14 protein-coding genes and 4 pseudogenes are annotated in these 16131 nt (G+C 60.1%); 8 read left to right on the top strand and 10 right to left on the bottom strand.

Going from position 1 to position 16131, the window contains the following annotated elements; all coding sequences use genetic code 11:
• Window positions 1-112: 112 nt before the first annotated feature.
• A complete protein-coding gene (locus CUJ90_RS20100) occupies window positions 113-970 on the bottom strand; it encodes a TetR/AcrR family transcriptional regulator (protein WP_244220099.1) in 858 nt (285 codons plus the stop codon).
• Between CUJ90_RS20100 and CUJ90_RS20095 the strand changes: the two genes are divergently transcribed.
• On the top strand, window positions 950-1291 hold the full coding sequence (locus CUJ90_RS20095) for an ester cyclase (protein WP_244220098.1): 342 nt from the start codon (window positions 950-952) through the stop codon (window positions 1289-1291). The genes CUJ90_RS20100 and CUJ90_RS20095 overlap by 21 nt on opposite strands.
• Window positions 1292-1684: 393 nt before the next feature.
• Here the strand turns inward: CUJ90_RS20095 and CUJ90_RS20090 are convergent.
• Window positions 1685-1870 (bottom strand): annotated as a pseudogene (locus tag CUJ90_RS20090) (transposase); the annotation flags it as partial.
• Between the two features lie 543 nt (window positions 1871-2413).
• On the opposite strand from CUJ90_RS20090, the gene phaP reads away from it, so the two are divergent.
• The 3 genes and pseudogenes from phaP to CUJ90_RS20070 all read left to right on the top strand — a co-directional run.
• Window positions 2414-2908: a TIGR01841 family phasin gene (gene phaP / locus CUJ90_RS20080; protein ID WP_114163774.1), complete on the top strand. Its 495-nt coding sequence runs from the start codon at window positions 2414-2416 to the stop codon at window positions 2906-2908.
• Window positions 2909-3152: 244 nt separating this feature from the next.
• A pseudogene (locus CUJ90_RS20075) lies at window positions 3153-3674 on the top strand (hypothetical protein).
• Window positions 3675-4214: 540 nt separating this feature from the next.
• Window positions 4215-4358: pseudogene (locus CUJ90_RS20070) on the top strand (IS21 family transposase); the annotation flags it as partial.
• A gap of 48 nt (window positions 4359-4406) precedes the next feature.
• On the opposite strand, the gene CUJ90_RS20065 reads toward CUJ90_RS20070, so the two are convergent.
• From CUJ90_RS20065 to istA, 3 genes and pseudogenes are all read right to left on the bottom strand, one after another.
• Window positions 4407-6005, bottom strand: a complete 1599-nt coding sequence (locus tag CUJ90_RS20065) for an integrase catalytic domain-containing protein (protein ID WP_114162142.1) — start codon at window positions 6003-6005, stop codon at window positions 4407-4409.
• A 138-nt stretch (window positions 6006-6143) separates the two neighbouring features.
• Entirely contained in the window at window positions 6144-6959 is an 816-nt protein-coding gene (gene istB, locus CUJ90_RS20060) for an IS21-like element helper ATPase IstB (RefSeq protein WP_114163773.1), read from the bottom strand.
• A pseudogene (gene istA, locus CUJ90_RS20055) lies at window positions 6956-8450 on the bottom strand (IS21 family transposase). Before istA ends, istB begins: the two are co-directional and overlap by 4 nt.
• A gap of 432 nt (window positions 8451-8882) precedes the next feature.
• Between istA and CUJ90_RS20045 the strand changes: the two are divergent.
• From CUJ90_RS20045 to CUJ90_RS33305, 3 genes are all read left to right on the top strand, one after another.
• Window positions 8883-9170 (top strand): DUF1488 family protein, encoded by a 288-nt coding sequence (locus CUJ90_RS20045; RefSeq protein WP_114163771.1) that lies wholly within the window; start codon window positions 8883-8885, stop codon window positions 9168-9170.
• 830 nt (window positions 9171-10000) lie between these two features.
• Window positions 10001-10168: a hypothetical protein gene (locus tag CUJ90_RS32875; protein WP_167363317.1), complete on the top strand. Its 168-nt coding sequence runs from the start codon at window positions 10001-10003 to the stop codon at window positions 10166-10168.
• Between the two features lie 56 nt (window positions 10169-10224).
• Entirely contained in the window at window positions 10225-10431 is a 207-nt protein-coding gene (locus CUJ90_RS33305) for a hypothetical protein (protein ID WP_114163770.1), read from the top strand.
• Between the two features lie 823 nt (window positions 10432-11254).
• Here CUJ90_RS33305 and CUJ90_RS20025 read toward each other — a convergent pair.
• The 5 genes from CUJ90_RS20025 to CUJ90_RS20005 all read right to left on the bottom strand — a co-directional run bounded on the left by CUJ90_RS20025 (window position 11255) and on the right by CUJ90_RS20005 (window position 14678).
• Window positions 11255-11461, bottom strand: coding sequence for a hypothetical protein (locus tag CUJ90_RS20025; RefSeq protein ID WP_114163768.1), 207 nt, complete (start codon window positions 11459-11461; stop codon window positions 11255-11257).
• Window positions 11462-11623: 162 nt separating this feature from the next.
• The gene (locus tag CUJ90_RS20020; RefSeq protein WP_114163767.1) at window positions 11624-12037 is read right to left on the bottom strand and encodes a type II toxin-antitoxin system HicB family antitoxin; all 414 of its coding nucleotides are present in this window, start codon (window positions 12035-12037) and stop codon (window positions 11624-11626) included.
• Between the two features lie 42 nt (window positions 12038-12079).
• A complete protein-coding gene (locus CUJ90_RS20015) occupies window positions 12080-12352 on the bottom strand; it encodes a hypothetical protein (protein WP_114163766.1) in 273 nt (90 codons plus the stop codon).
• A 754-nt stretch (window positions 12353-13106) separates the two neighbouring features.
• Complete coding sequence (locus CUJ90_RS20010) at window positions 13107-14210, bottom strand: extracellular catalytic domain type 1 short-chain-length polyhydroxyalkanoate depolymerase (protein ID WP_114163765.1); 1104 nt, start codon at window positions 14208-14210, stop codon at window positions 13107-13109.
• Between the two features lie 42 nt (window positions 14211-14252).
• Complete coding sequence (locus tag CUJ90_RS20005) at window positions 14253-14678, bottom strand: CopG family transcriptional regulator (RefSeq protein WP_114163764.1); 426 nt, start codon at window positions 14676-14678, stop codon at window positions 14253-14255.
• 694 nt (window positions 14679-15372) lie between these two features.
• On the opposite strand from CUJ90_RS20005, the gene CUJ90_RS33610 reads away from it, so the two are divergent.
• Window positions 15373-15501 carry a hypothetical protein gene (locus CUJ90_RS33610; protein ID WP_257020638.1) on the top strand — a complete coding sequence of 43 codons (129 nt, stop codon included), beginning with the start codon at window positions 15373-15375 and terminating at the stop codon, window positions 15499-15501.
• The last annotated feature ends 630 nt before the right edge of the window (window positions 15502-16131 follow it).

Below are 16131 nucleotides of genomic sequence, written 5' to 3'. Positions count from 1 at the left end.
AGCGACGCGTATCAGGTGCGATCGCGAGCGACCGTGCCCGCATCATTGTCGACATCCGTTCCGTATGCTGGGCTGGCCAGGTCGACTGCGAGGTGCAGTTCGTGCATGTCGGTCACGCCGTCCGCACCGCGGCTCGCTTGCGACGCGCCTCCGCAGTTTCGGCGCGTGCCTGGCTCACCAGCGCCTGCGCTGCCCACGCAGTGGCGGTGAGCGCCTCGTCGACGCTCGCGCCACCGATGTCGCGCACCGCCAGCGCGGCCTCGGTCCCCATCACTATCGACAGCGCGTGCGCGAGGCGCCTGCGCGCCGACGGTGCCAGCTCGTCTTTCAGCGACTCGACGATTGGCTCGATGTATTTCATTCGCCGGCCGGGCCGCGCCGGCCGCGCGCCTGGGTCGTTTTCGAGCCATACGGCCATGAACGAGCGCTCCATCATGTGCAGGCCGACTTCGTCATCGAGCAACAGCTTCATCATTTCGCGTGCGGCGCGCGAGATACCTTCCGCCGGGTTGTCGCCAGAGCGCCAGAAGCGCTCCAACGGCTGCATCCCACGTTCGGTTGCTGTCTCGCTAACCAGCGCCTCGACCGACGAGAAGTAGCGATAGGCGGTGGCGCGTGACACCAGCGCGCGCTCGGCGACCTCGGCGAACGTAGGATTGCGCCCTTCGTCACGAAGCGCCAGCGCGGCGTCGATCAGTGCCTGGCGTGTGCGGCGCTTCTGGTTCGCGCGGCCGTCGTTCTCGACGTCATCCGCGCGGCGGCTTGACTTTCTGTTGGGCATGAAAAATAATGAGACAGGTGTCTTATGACGTAACTTAATTCTCATTATAGACGCTTGTCCACCCAAGGGGAACCTATGGACGCCACATCGCAGCAGACTTTCGATCGCATGATCGACCGCCACTTCCGTTTCGAGGCCGAAGACGACGTCGATGGCGTTTTGAGCACAATGGTCGACGATGTCGAGCACGACGTTGTCGGCTATCCGCCCGGCCCGCTGCGCGGCAAGACGGCCGCTCGTGGCTTCTACGACAGCTTGTTCGCCGACCTGTCGGGCGAGAAAGTGACCACGCTGCGTCGTTACTACGGGCCGGACTTCGTGGTCGATGAGAGCCTGTGGGAAGGGACCGCACCCGGTGCGCCGTTTGGCATTCCCGGCCATGGGCGCAACCTGAGTTTCCGCCTGCTGCACGTGTTCGAGATGGCGCCCGACGGGCAGATCAGGCGCGAAAACGTGTGGCTCGATTTCGCGTCGATTCTGCAGCAGCTCAACGCGCCGCAGACCGCCTAAGATGGGCAATTTCGCCGTCGGGATGACTCTCAGCGTGCTGATGGGCGCCTCGGGCGACCATTCGCTATTCCGGTGCACGCCCACATCAACCTGCTGGGCTGGTCTTGATGGCGCTTTGTTCGGGCAGATCACCACGACCTACCCGTCGGTCAGCATAGGGCGCGTCGCCTTGCACAATTCTGGATGCACAACGTCGGCGTGCCGGTGATACCCGGTGCGCTTACCTCGTTCATCCCCCGATTCCGCCGCAACGCGGAGGTCATCGAGCGACCGGATCGCGGCGTTGCCATGGCGGCCTCTTTTGCTGGCTCGCGCATCTCCAGCGAGACGACTTTGGCACTTTCATGACTCGGCGCATTAGCATCGGCAACGAGCGCTCGTTGCGCCCGAGCCGCGTTCTTCACCGGAGAGCGTTTCGGCCATCACCTTGTCGGTGACCGAACTGATGAAGTCGGGGGAGACCTCGGTGCCGTAGCTCTCGGCCAGGAACGCCTGGATTTCGCGCACGCTCATGCCCCGGGCGTACATCGCGATGATGCGTTCATCGAAGCCTGTAAAGCGGCGCTCGTGTTTGGGAACTGCGCCATCTCGCTCCGGTGCTCGACGATGTGCTGAACGCAGGCGAGATAGAGCATGCGGACCAGGCGGTAAACCTTGCGACACTGGCGCAACTCTGCTCGCACCTGTTCGAAGCGTATCAGCGTCAGTACCCGAATGAGACGGAGCAGGCGCGCCTCGATGCCCTCGAGTCCCGGTAGCCGACTTTCCCGTTTCGATGTCACCGCACGTGTTGGCACGGCAATCAACAGGACCTATCGGTTAACCAGCACACGGAAAGCCGCAGCAGTCATCCACCGCCCGCAGCTACCCGCCGTCAGAAGGGAGGTGACTTCTGCGTTATCGTCCCGCCCCTGGCTCCCGCGACCCAGACGTTTGCCCGACTGCGCGCCCTCCGGGCCCGCGGTATCGCGAAATTCATTGACTTCGCGGCATTGCCCCGTACAATGAATTTTGTTGCGGCGCAGCATTTGCTTTTATTCCTCGTGGCGTGCGGTTCTGTTTCTAGTTTCTATTCAGAGCCTCTCGCCTTCCTGCCGCCTGCCTTACCCTTACGGAGCAGTGATGAGCACTCTTATTCCCCAACAACTGGTTGCCGCCCAGCAGTCCAGCCTGGAAACACTTTTTGGTCTGACGAACAAGGTGTTCGAAGGTTTCGAAAAGCTGGTCGCGTTGAATCTGCAAGTTAGCAAAGCGGCTCTCGTCGAAAACCACGAAAATCTCACTAAAGCTCTCTCGGGCGGCAACCCGGGTGAGCTGCTCGCACTGCAAGCGAGCCTTTCCCAGCCTGTGGTGGAAAAGGCAGTCGCATACGGTCGTCGGGTTCACGAAATCGTGTCCGGAGTTCAGAGCGAAATCTCGGCCGCCGCGACAGCGCAGGGCCAGCAGTTCCAACGGGACGCACAAGGGTTTGTCGAAAACCTCACGAAGAATGCCCCGGCAGGAAGTGAACCGGCCGTTGCAGCATGGAACTCGGCCTTCTCCACAGCTAATACCGTCTATGAATCGGCCAGCAAGGCGGCAAAGCAGTTCGTGTCGAAAGTTTCCGCCGTTCAGTAAGCCTCCTCGTCTCTTCTGGACCTTTTGCGTCGATAAATGCGAACTTCGGTTCGCATTTCTGCTTTGCGACAGGCGTATCGCGAAGCGACGAATGCTGGGTAGGATTTCGGTAGCGGAGTGCCATGCTCCGCGAGCACATATTGACCGAGATGCGACAGGTCCCAGGCGTTGACGCGCTGGCGCACGAGGCGTCGCGCCGAAACACGGCGTGTCTCGCCAGCGACGAAATGAACGGACAATTGCAATGGATGACCGATTTGATAGACGGGAACTGCTGCTTCATCTTGGCGATATTCTTGAGGCATTGAACTGTTTAGCCCGGACGGGTCGCCCCGACGCACTGGTGGTGCAGCTTGCGCAGGAAGAGGATTCGTTGCAGGACTGAGAGTTCCTCAGGGCGCTGGCGCCAGAAATGACGGTGGCCAAATTTACCAAACGCGTGACCAGTGCATTCTTCCTGTGGCCAAGGGAGCTGCTTGAGGCCGAGCTCAACCGGGACGCACTGGCGTCAACGGTCCAGCACAACCTTTTTGACGGTAACCCTCACGGCTGGAAGGCGTATGTCAGCCACGTCCAGAAAAAAGTGAAGTGGTTTGGGACCGGGCTTTCGAATATTAAAGAGGGCGTTCTGGCCGAACCGTCGCACGATGCCACCGATAAGGCGAGTCCGGTCGAGGCGCCGGATACGGCCGTGTCTCCCGTGGCGGCGGACGTGCGCAGCGAAAAGAGAGGTTGGCCCTGGCCCGAGCCGAGGTCGAAGTCGTGACATTTGCAACTGTCGCTCCAGGAAATCCGTCAATGAGCGGCAGATAGGCAGGGTCTTGTCCGCCCCTCGCATCGGGCGACGTTTAACTTCAGTACACCGGTCAGCAAAGGCGCTAATCGGCGGACGTAGTGACAAGAGATATAAGCAGTTGTGGCGTTTCCCGACTGTTTTTCGCCAGCATTTTCCCAGGCGTATCGCTTCGGACGGTTGTCAGCAGTGCCCGTCAGAAAATCACTGAAGGCGTGCCGTCCGGTCGCGCGTGCCCCGTTTTGCCTGTGGCATCGCGCAGACGCCGACCGGCGCTCGGCCGTCATTTCCGCTGTGCGACTGTTCCACCATGCACACTGGGCCTCCTTACATCGGCGAGATGAAAGGAGGCCGCGACAACCCACGGCAGGCCGTTCAGCCGCTTCGCCATGCCCGTCAGTTCCGAAAGTGATATCGACGCCAAAGTGACGGTCAACTCGTCGACGTTCTGCCTCGCGTGGCAGTGAATGCGGGTCCGTCTTGCCTGTGCTGCATGTGCACCGAGCGCCTGGCGGGCTCACAGCCGACTGCGGCCTGTGCAATGAGCGCTGCAGGCTGTGGTTGCGCGACGTCGCCAACGTCCGTGTGCATGGCACTACCAAACGGGTTCCGGCCGAGGTGTTGCTCGAGGAGCGACCGCATCTTCTGCCACTGCCTGGATAGCGTCAAGCAGGACGTCCGGTCGTGTTGCCTCACGGGATGATGTTACTCCCGGGTAGTTGTCACGGACCCGTTGTTTTGCGGTGAAGGCTGGCGCTGCGTAGCGGCGCCAGCCTTCACCGCATCCGCATCCGCATCCGCATGACCAAGTATCCTTGTGACCAGTTCTCTCGCACGGTTCGATCGCCATGCCTTCACACGGCGCTGCAGGGTCCGAAGCTGGGCACTGGAATACATCGCCGGAGCCATCGCGACGAGGCGTTCATGCAGCTTCTTCGCCGTAATCCCGGGCTCGCTCTCAAGCCATTGCTGTATGGTCGGCCACGTATGCTCGAACGGATCTTCACGGCTGCGCCAGGTGTGTGCGACGTGCGCCTTTCGGCGATGCGTCGCTCGAACCTCTCCTTCGTGCCATGCTGTTCCAAGACTCGCCAGGAAGTTAGCGAGGGGGATTTGATCGGCCGTTTGTGTTTCCATCGGCGCCGTACCCGATGCGCTGCATCGTGCGACGCGCTGCTGTGCTTCGCGCATGCGGCGCAATAAGTCCAATGGATCTAGCGCCCGAAACCGCGTACGCAACCTGCGCTTGGTTGACTCGGGTATCGACGCCGATCGCAAGACCCGCTCAAGGGGAGTCAGAGGCGCTTCGTAGCGCTTGGTCACCCGTGCACCATGGCGTGTTTTCGATTTCAGCTTGAATGACGGCTGGAAGAAGTTGATGTACAGCCGCGACACCTCATAGAGGGAAGCGAGGGTTTCGGTAGCATCAAGTCCACGCAACTGGCCATACCCCACGAGGCGGCGCACGATTGAGCCATTCTTCTGCTCAACCCAGGCCTGGTCGTTCTTCTTGTAGGGTCGCGAGCGGGTCAGTTCGATACCCGTCGCTTTGCAGAAATCGAATATGGCCTCGTTCATGAAGGCGCTATCGTTATCGCAATCGATACCGCGCAGCGGAAACGGCAAGGCACGGCTAACGCGCTCGATGTGCTCAAGAACGAATGCACCGCTGCGATAGGGCATGGCCAGGCACTCGGTCCATCCGGTCGCGATGTCTGTCATCACGAAGCTGTGCACGAAGTCGCCGTCGATCTTGGTGCCACCGCAATGCTCGACGAAATCCACCTCGAGATAGCCGGGTAGCGGATCTCTCCAGTCGGCGAACGTGCGGATCGGCACCGCGCGGCGAATTGCGTTGCCGACTCCACCAGCGCGCCGGCGCTGACCGGCGAAGGCCTGTTCGCGGACGTCACGCAGCAGCCGGTCAATGGTCGCGGCGCTGATCTGGTCCATGCGTTGGCGCAGTTGCTTCGATAGGGTCAGGTGACCATGCCGGGTCATCGAGTCGATCAGCGTAGGGATGAGCGCCTTCAGGCGCTTGCCGCAGATCCGGTCGGCGGCTTCCCATAGCGTGATCAGGGCATCCCGCACCTCATCGTCATACCGCCGTTGCGGGCCGGGCCTCGCGCTCGGAGGTTGAGGCTCCCGGCACAGAACGCGGATCGCGTGCTTGCGGTGATAGCCGGTTACCTGAACAAACTCGTCCAGTATCTCGCGCTTCTCATTCCGGTCCGAACGGCGGTACCGCTCACCGACTGCCTCGGTCAATTCCCGTCGTGTTGTCATGCTGAGCTGCCTCGCCATAAGTCGCTCCCGCCAGCATTCTGACGGGTAGCAAATTACATGAGGCAACGACCCTGGCTCGGTAACAAAAAACCTGAGTCAATGCGCCGGTTTACCGACAAACATCTTGGCCGCTCGGCCGAGGTGATTGTCGCTGTGTCAGGGGGTCATGGTTGTCGCTCCGTTCGGGTTGTCAGTGGGTAATTGACGGCGGCGCTCTTTCTGTTTGTCGCTGGCTGTGCGGCGCCGATAGCTTTCGACATTCAGCTCGAAGATCGTCGAGTGATGGACGAGCCGGTCGATGGCGGCCACCGTCATGCCGGGGTCCGGGAAGACGTCATTCCAGCCGGAGAATGGCTGGTTGGCGGTTATCAGAAGACTTTTCCGCTCGTATCTTTCGGCGATCAGTTCGAACAGCACGCTGGTTTCGGCCTGGTCCTTCCTCACGTACGACAGATCGTCCAGGATGATCAGGTCGAACCGGTCGAGTTTGGCAAGCGCCGAAGGCAGTTGCAGACTCTGACGTGCTACCTGGAGCTTCTGCACGATTTCACCGGTCCGGGTGAACAACACGCGATACCCGGCATCGATCAGGGCATGTCCGATTGCGCTTCCAAGATGACTTTTGCCGCCTCCAGGCGGCCCGAACAGGAGAATCGTGGCGCCTTTCTCAAGCCACGAATCGCCGGTGGCCAGCGCCATCACATGCGCCTTCGAGACCATAGGCACAACACCGAAGTGGAAGGTGGCAAGCGTCTTGGTCGGATCCAGATGCGACTCGGCACGATGACGTTCGATTCTTCGTTTAGCGCGCTCGGCGAGTTCATGTTCAAGCAATGCACCGAGTAGCCGGGACGCCTGCCAGCTTTCCTTGTCCGAGCGTTCAGCGAAGTCCGGCCACAACCGGCCGATCGTTGGCAGGCGTAGTTCGTTGAGCATAAGTGCGATACGGCCAGAATCGTAGGCGGCGTTCATGCGAGCACCTCCTCATCGAGCAACGTGTCATAGAGCGCGGCGGACGGCATCTCGACGACAACCACTGGACACTCGGCCTGGCGCGGCGCGAACTCATCGAACAACGCCATCAGATCGGGCAGTTCACCGAGTTCGAGCAATGCATCGAGCCGCTCGGCCAGTTGCGCCTCGACGCCGTGGTGCCCGGCGAGCTCAAGCAAGCCCACCATGGCCTTGCAGGCGCTACGCGGCGTCAGTGCCTGATCCAGTCGTTCCCAGGTGCGACGATAGGCTTCACGCGGAAACAGATCGTCACGGAACGCGAGACCCCTGAAGGCCTGCGGCTTGCGTTTGAGCGAATCGATGAAGTGCCGGTAGTCGATGCCGCGACCGCGCCGCTTGCTCGTGTGCGTGGCTCTCGCCGCGCTGTGCACGAGCGCGCCAGACAGATAGCAATCGAGCCGGTCACTGTAGAGGCGTACCTTCAGGCGATGACCGATCAGCCGCGAGGGCGCGCTGTACAGGACACACCGCACGGTGAACGTGCCGCAGCGTGTCACGCGTGCCTCTTCCTCGGCAAAGTCGCTGGTACGGTGCTCAGGCAAATCCAGCAGGTGCTCGCGCTCGATCTGGAACGCGGCAGCATTACGCCGGTTGCGGCGCATCACCACCCCGCGCACGAACTCGTCGTAAGCGGCCCGGTCCGCGAAGTCTCGGTGACCGCGCAACTCCAGGGCCTGATCGACCTGATCCTTCAGATAGCGAGGATTCGACGCTGCCATTCTCGTGATCCATGCCACGGTTGTTGCGTGTGCCTTCCATCCCGTAGTGCTCGAGTAGCGCCGCATAGCGAACTGTGAAGTCTTCCTCTTCCTGCAGGTTCCTGAAGGCCGCCGACAGGCTGTCGGAGCGATGTTCGCGTGGGCAGCCGCCAGCCTGCCACAGCGCGTTCTGCAATCCCGTCGCGAGCGCCTGGAAGCTCTCCCCGCCATCGACCACGCTGGCGTACTCCCAGCGCGAGAACGCCAGCACGAAGTGATACAACAGGTGGCTAAACGCGACGCCGCCAATCGTTACGCACAATTTGTCCATGTGCGTGAAGTCTGACAGGCCTCGTGCGCCGGGCTGATATGTTTGAGGGAAGAACACTTCCTGGTTCGGGCCTTCGAGCGCGCGCCACTGGCTGACATGTCGCTCAAACGTGCGCCGCATGCTGTCCGGGAAGCGCTCGGGATGGTCCTCCTGCAATTTACGCAGCAGAGTGATCGCCTTCAGCTTTGGCGCAGCGCGTAGCAACGGGACCACTTCGCTCTCCCAGACATCGGCGAACGGATCTGGGCGCGAGCGCCAGTAGCGCCGCGGCTGCTGTGACGGTAGTCCGGCTTCGTGTTCGACACGCCGCGCCGTGCGCTCGCTCATGCCGGACTTCGCGGCAGCGAGCTTCTGCGGATGGAGTTTGCGATGGTTCATGTAGAGGCGGACCTGCTGGTCGGTGATGCGGCTTCCAGACATGGGCTGACCGCCTCAATTTAGGTTCAGTCAGCCATCCTAAGCCTCGCCGATCCGGCGCCGCCGGCAGTTCGTCGTCTCCGGCGGCTACGCCGCCTCCGACTCCTCACTACCGGCCAAGATGAATGTCGCTACACCGGACGTAGTCATTGTCGCCGCCCAATAACGTTTCGGAAAACTGAACTGCAAGGATTTCAGGTAAATAAAGACGTCGGTGCCAGCCAAAGGGTATACAGTGGGGGTCACCCATGAGCGACCTCCAGCTTAGGGGCCCCACATGCGATCGCAACTCAAACCCGCTTCGGCTGCAATTGGCAGGGAGAGCGAGTACGCCGTCGAATGCAGGACGCGTGCTCATATACTCGACGCAGCGGATGCTCTGAGAGCAGAGAAAAGACGCGCCAGTTACGCCACGATCGACTCCAACGCCACTAAGTGGCGCTACTCGGCCGTGCACGAGAAAAACTGATCGCGTTGCTTCAATTTCCCAACCCCAGCCGTAGCTACGATGCCTCCCGACATTGCGTGTGTTTCTGGGGGTACGACAATTCGCGGGAAATCACCTTCATGGTCGACGACGCGATGCTCAGAAATCTGCAGCCTGGCGTTGGATCCGACGAGCGCTCGGTGCTTGGCGCCTTTGACGAGCTTCGTGAAAAGGTTCTCGAAATCGCAAACAAGCAGTATGTCGCCGGGCCACAGAACCGGTATTTGATTTCATGAGCTACAGCCCTGTCGCGAGAATGTTTCCTGATCTGTCAATTCCCGGCTTCGTGGAGCGCCCTATACACCTTTAAAGGGGGCGACGCCGCTTGGCTTGTGACGGCGATCAGGGGTGCCACCATCGCCTGTGCTGCATTTAAGAGCAAGGTGGCCCGAACGGCCTTTCGTCCAGGCGCCAGCTCAACGGCAGCGTCCGAGGCGCAGCGGTCGTTCGTGCCATCGTTCCGGCGGGATTGCGAAGCGAGCATGGATTCGACGTCGTAGTTGGCCAACGTCCCGCCTGCAATAAGACTCGTACCGAAGATCCGCGCTGGCCCGGATGGTGCAGCGCCCGGGCATGTGCCGGCTCGCCACCGTCTCCAGATTGTTTCTGACGTGGATCTCGCGCCAGCGGCCGCCACAAGAGATGCGGGCGAGTTCGCCTGACGGCGACGGTCGAGAAAGCCTGTCTCGCACTATGCAGCTGCGAGGTTCGCGCGAAACAAGGAGCGTTGAATGAAGATGGCTCCTGCTATTTCTCTGGTCACCTAAAATATAAGCATGCGTTTGACCTCAAAGGGGGTTGCCATGAGTCAGTCAATGATCAGTTTTGTAGTGGGGATCGTGGTGCTGCTATGCGTCGCGATATTCGCAGCGGCACGATACAGGCGAGAACACAAGGACGAGCCGGTTACCCGTTGGCTAGACGCGCATCCGATCAAGGACTGGCTGCGCCATAAGCACTGAGTGATTCAACATTATTTTTGGAAACGCTGGGGCGCGCGCGTGCTATTTCTCTATCGTGCGGTCTGTCGCCTGATGTAAAGCGAGAACAGATTGAAAAGGATGATATGACGTACGCAATGTGGGGAATCGCGGTCGGGCTGGCGCTGATGTTCGGCGTGTCGCTGCAGCGGTACAGGCGCAGCCTTCTGCGCAAGCGGGAGATCCGTTGGATGGGTGAACACCATGTATTGGACAGGCTACGCAAGCAATTGGGATTGTCGCTCCAGAAATGACACGCGCTGGGCAGATTGGCAGGTTGCAAAGACTACTTTTTGGAGGTGTTGGCGAAATGACCATGAATTACGCAGGCAGGTCGCACGATGAAGCCATGGCAGCGCGGCACAGGCAGAAGCAAAAGGCACAGGAACAGGCCGGCGGTGAAATGGCGATAGAAGGAACGGAGGCCGACGCGGAGCATAGTTGCGGCGAGCTCTCCGAGCGGGGAAAGCAGGTATGGCGAAGTGGAAGCGGGATCAACGGTGGGGGAAAGGAGTGATAGGGCCTCGTCGATGCGATGCAGGCGGAAATTCTCTTCGCCCGCCATCGTGAGCAGGCCCCATTCCCGCCACTCCGGCACCATTGGACCCACCCGTCTACGCGGTCTTGAGAGGCGTCACCGCAGCCTCCCGCTACCCCAGGCATGTCTGTGTGCTGCACCGTAATGAAGCGGGAAGTCGAGCGCCTGTTGCCGGATTTGAAGACCCTGTGACTGAGACGTAAACTCGTCGCGGTTCATCCCGGTGACCGTCGCGCGGTGGCCTTGCCTGATATCAATGCGCGCTCGACTTCATCGAATACGTTAAGCAGTCGGGTTACGCGCCTGGTTCCGTCGGGAAGCAGACTCTGCTGCGGCGATAGCGACGAAACGCGACGCCGCCAGTACGCTAGCGCGATGGGATTTCCGTGCACAAGTAACGGAATGATCCGTTCGAGATGCGTCAGATCTCCTTCGAATTGGTAGCGCGCCATCAGGATCCTTGCAAAGGTGATTCGGTGTCACGGATCAGCTCTGTATCGGCCGGGCAGACATGTCTGCGCGCTACCGTACAGGGTGTGGGGCGACCCGACCTTGTCACACGAGCCATTGATCGCTTCACGCGCGCGGCTTCACGTCGAAATCCATGCTGCCTCGCCTGGATCGCGGTATGGCACCGTACCCGTTCTTGTCATCCCTGCGCCAGCAGATCTGACGTCAGAGCCCCGTTATGGTCCTCCTACCGGGACGATGCCGCGCCACCGCAAAAAAACCGACGCTTCGCCGGTTCTTCCACTTCCGCCGCTCACGGCGGAACAGTATTTTCCTAATGAGTCGCCGACGTTCAAGGTCGCATAAAGCCGCTTCCAGCATCCAGCAATTTCCTTGCGTGCCTGACCCATTGCTTCGGCCCTCTGTATTGAGTCCCGTCGACGACCCGCTTTTCATCTTCGGGGGCCACCGGCATGCCATCATCCGTCGCATTCGCCGCGGCCTCTCTCTGTTTCCTGCTTTCTGCCAGTTCTTCGGCATTTACCTGGTCATCAATCATGATGCACTCCTGCTATGGAAAAAACTGGTTCGCCAACGGGCGGTTGGCGTCGCCCCCGATAACCGGGACGACGCGACACATCGTAAGGTCGGGTTTCGAATGCTGACGCGGTCGTGGCGCGCGATGTAAGCCGTCCGCGAACACCCACCGGAAAACCGGCGTCTAGGACAACTGCCCTTCACCCCGGTTTCCAAGTTCGTGTACAGCAGCCAGCGTAAAGAACGTAGAGCGCGTCGAGTGTCGCTCTTTTGTTGCAGCATCTACTCTCTGCAGCAGACTCTCGGGCAGACTGAATTGAACGCTCACGGCTTTCGAGGTAACCCGCGTCAGATTGATCTCGATGAACATCCAGATTCCTTGCCCATCGTCCATGTCGAGCGATTGCAATTCCGATGTACTGCAGGTGGGAGCGGGTATGAGTTGCTCGCTGCGGTCATACATCAGTTCGACAACGGCTTGCGCGTTGCGTTTCAGTTCATCGAACGAATGGCCGCGCGCAACTGCTCGGGGAAGATCGGGAAAACTGGCGCGGAAGCCGGCAACTCCATCACGGTGCACATAAAGCGGATATTGCATGACCTGCTCCCCTCGGTTCCGGGCTGACTCGCATTCGGTATGTCATAGTTCGGTCGCCTCAACCTTGCCATCGACGATGTCTTTGCCGTATTGCATCGCGAGGTCGATGGCGGCGCCCACGGTGGCGGGACTTACCGCGTCGAACAACGTTGCATAGCGCCGAGCCTTGACTTCGCTGGACGGAATGGTGTCGATCCGTACGAACGATGAGAACTGCCTTGCTCCTTTGGCATACGGATCACGATGCAGGGGGAATACCTGGTGAGAGTACGCACGCAGCTCGTACCCTCTGTATTCGATGGTGGGGATGGTCATGATGGCGCGCTCCCTAAGCGATACTGACCGTCATGAACCGATATCTGTCCGGATGCGAAAAAGGGCGGTCAGGTACATCTGGATCTTTTCACCATGCGCTCAAGGCCGTCGAAAAGCAAACTAAATCTTGACGTGGTGAAAGGGAAAGCTTGCGTCGTGCGGGCATCGCCGGGACGACCTGCTCATGCAGGGCATCGTTTCCGTGCTTGCGCGCGAGCCGCGCATCGCTATCACCTACGCAATGTCGGGTACCGCGGTACCCGGCGTCCGAGTGCCGGCGCGAGCTTGACGGCTTCCTGCGTCATGCCCTGAGCCTGCATCACCCAGCCGATTGCAGGGCGTATCGCGTTAAAGGCAGCGTCCGAGCGAAAAAGGGGGCTGTCGCGTCCTATTGGTTATGCAGGTCTTCGCCTGTATCTGTCACAGCCGCGGTACTGCGCGGGTAAAACGCCACGTCGCCGGATTTTGGAAGAGCCGTTAATCGACGAACCCGGAAGAACGCCGTCAGTCCGAACGGCGGTGGACGTGGTCGAACTTCGAACTTCCCGACCCGACCCGTTGTGACGTTCAGCGGACCGACTTGAATGTCTCAACGCGAACCGCGAACGGGCGCCCAAGCGAGACATCGCCCACATGCTGACCTGCGTCCCCGCAGTGAGTCATCGATCAGGCTGCAACGTTACCCTTTCACGAACAGGCTTGCCCGGCATTCCAGGCGGTAGCAATCACAGACGGGGCCATCACGCAGACCGCGTTATCGCCTCTGCGGATGCTCAAGAAAGAATCGCAGCATTTCGGCACTCGCGTCCGGACCGGTGGGGTCGGTGAAGCTGCCCCGCGGATTGCCGCCTGCCCACGCGTGCGGTGCCCCGTGAATAGTCCACAGTTCGGCATCGACACCGTCCGCGGAAACCAGCCGGGAGACGGTATAGGCACGTCGGCCCTCATGGGTCCGGCGCTGTTCGCGGCCTTCAGGCGGTCGTGCGTCGAAGCCCTGAACAAGCTGCGTGGCATTCCGTATGTGAACTGTGGCGTCCGCGTCGCCATGAAAGACGATGACGGGCCGTTTCGGTAATGAAGCGGTATCGTGCATGGCATACCGTGCCTGTCTGGGACGCCTGCCGCCCTTCATCGCCGCGAGCGCAGAGGGAAGATCGTGTGCGCATCCTGCCGGAATGCCAGAATGCACACCCGCCGCCGCATAGAGTTCGGGATACGAGCTGATCATGATCGCCGCCATTGCGCCACCGGCGGACAGGCCCGCAACGTACACGCGCGCGGGATCGACGTTATAGGCTGCGACAATTTCGCGTGTTATGCCTGCGATCAATGACGGCTCACCGCGTTCGCAACGCTGATCGTCTGGTTTGAACCAGTTCCAGCACTTCGACGGATTGGCCTGCTGCGACTGCTCCGGATATGCGATAAGAAATCGATGCCGCTCAGCCAGTACATTCATATTTGTGCCTGCCGCGAAATCATCGGCGTTCTGTGTGCAGCCGTGCAGCATCACGATTAATGGCAGCGGCTCGCCGTGGTCCCCTGCGGGCACATACAGTCGATATTGGCGGCGACCCGCGGCATTCGAATGCGCATGCGTGCTGAAATGTCCCCGGTCCTCGACGTCAATGCGGGCTTCTCGCGCGTCGAGCGTTTCGGCTTCCCGTATCGTCGGCGCCTCGAATAGAACGGTGGCGGCTTCCGGCGTTGCGTCCCAGGACGTCGTTCTGTTGACTACGCCATCGGTCTCCCCTCGCAGGGTACGTTGTATCGCTTCTGTAGCTTCGGCGGGGCCGCGGGTGCGCAACAACCTCATTGCTTCGCGTATCGAGTTCAGAAAACCTTCATCGAGTTTCATCGTATTTGTCCGTTAGCAGGTCGGGTATCGGGCGTCGCGCAGCTAGCGGATTCTGTCAGCGAGCGCCGCCTTGACGGCAGCCGATGCGTGCAAGGCTCCCAGCACCACGACGCTTTCGATGGTCGCGAGCGCGAGTTCCGGGGTGACGTCGCCAGCAATGCTGGCCAGTCCCAGCACCTGAATGGTGAGACGCTGATGGGCGGCACGAACCGCCTCGAGATCCTGCCGCGAAAAATGCTGCAGCCCGAGTACAAGCGCACGGCGCGTCACCGTTTCCTGAACGACCTGTGCGTGAAGCGCAAGTTGATTGCGAATAGCGGTTCGGATCAGGTCAGTCCGGTTCGAATAGAAGCCTTCTTCCACGAGCAGATCGATTTGGCCAAGGTCGACGGGACCGAGGTTGATTGTGATCTTTTCCGATTCGCCGCCTTTCGGACGACTCGTGCTGCGTGCGGCGGTTTTTTCCATATCTCCATCCTACGACCATCCAATAGGATGGTTATAGGCCGGTTTTCGCTGCAGCGCAACATCAATTTTTGACGGCGCCAGGCTTTGCGGCAATTCGCTTACGGTCGTCAAGGTGCCGCGCTGCTACCAGTTCCACTAACGACGCAAGGGCAGTCTCACCTCGGAAAGCTGCCAGTCAAGACTGGCGTCTTCATTGACTTGCCTGGTACGGCGGCCTTGCTCATGGCCGGTGAACGAACTGAGCCGGTCGCGATGGACGTCTCGTATGATAGGAGCGGATTCTTCCGTTCGCTTAGAGACATAGAAGTTCGAGCGCGCGCTGCCCGGGGGGCGGCAACGCGAAGGTGTCGGGCACCACGACGCGTTCTAATGGTCTGCAGCATGCTGGTCGTGAAAACCGCGGTTTGCACGACCAGCCGCGAGTCAGGGCAACAACGGGATTCGGGCGGTAGCCAGCCGGAATGCCTCCGGCCGTGAAAATCAATTTCTTCGTTTAAAAGAGCCCAAGTGTGCAGCCGCGCACAGAGCAGAGCCGTGCCGTGTGCGAGGTTCTATGCAGCAATACCCTGCGGCTTTCCGCAGGGAACATTATTTCGCGCTGTAGTGTTGGCCGACGGAATGCTCAAGGCTGATCGCGTGACGGGAACCCGGCCCAGCCGGATTCGGCGGCTAACACGAACAGGGGGAGCAAACCATGTCACAAAACGCAACCGATCTTCTCAGCCTGGTGAGCGAGGTATTTCCCGGTGCAGAAGCAGAGCAGCGCCGCCTGGCGCTTCAGATCATTGCCCCGGGCGTTGCTGATGAGCGCGATGGTGGCTGAGAAACACGAACAGGCGGGAAGGGCCGCAGATCGACCCTGTCCAGACCCTGGATGAGACGCGACCTAATCGGTGGCGTTCAGGGTACACCGGTCATTTCCATAACCAGGTTGTGTTGTTTCCGCAATGATGGATGTCGAGCAACAACGCGGAGTCGCTTCCATGTAGTTGGTTCATTCGACCACGTACCAAGGAACACTAATGAGTAAAAAACCTATTGGAATCACTGCAAAAACGGGGGGGAAGTGCCCGGAAAGCGGTGTCTGGAGATCAATCGACATGCCTTCAACTAAAACCCCTATTGTCGAAGGCAATAGCATGCCTCGTCATGATGGAAAGGTAGTTACCTGGAGGCTTATTCGGTATGTCTGATGTTGCTGGCGATTCTGCCGGCGCGCCCAGGGGGAACGCGGAAGTGCCCGTTGCAGATAGACCGCCGGCCAGCGGAATCGCTCCCGGCCTGTAACGCCAATCCGGGGAAAACCCCTTACAACACCTATCGCGATGTGTTAGCGGTAACCGTCACGTATTGATCTGCAACGGGTAATCGGCGAAATGGCGCGAACGAGGCGTTGGGTGCAGAATGAATGAACCATAAGAACGGATTTCTGGATATACATACGCGCGCCTCG

Source organism: Paraburkholderia terricola, assembly GCF_003330825.1.
GTDB lineage: Bacteria > Pseudomonadota > Gammaproteobacteria > Burkholderiales > Burkholderiaceae > Paraburkholderia > Paraburkholderia terricola.
The sequence above is the reverse complement of the archived record's forward strand: the minus strand, read 5'-3'. Positions and strand labels throughout refer to the sequence as shown.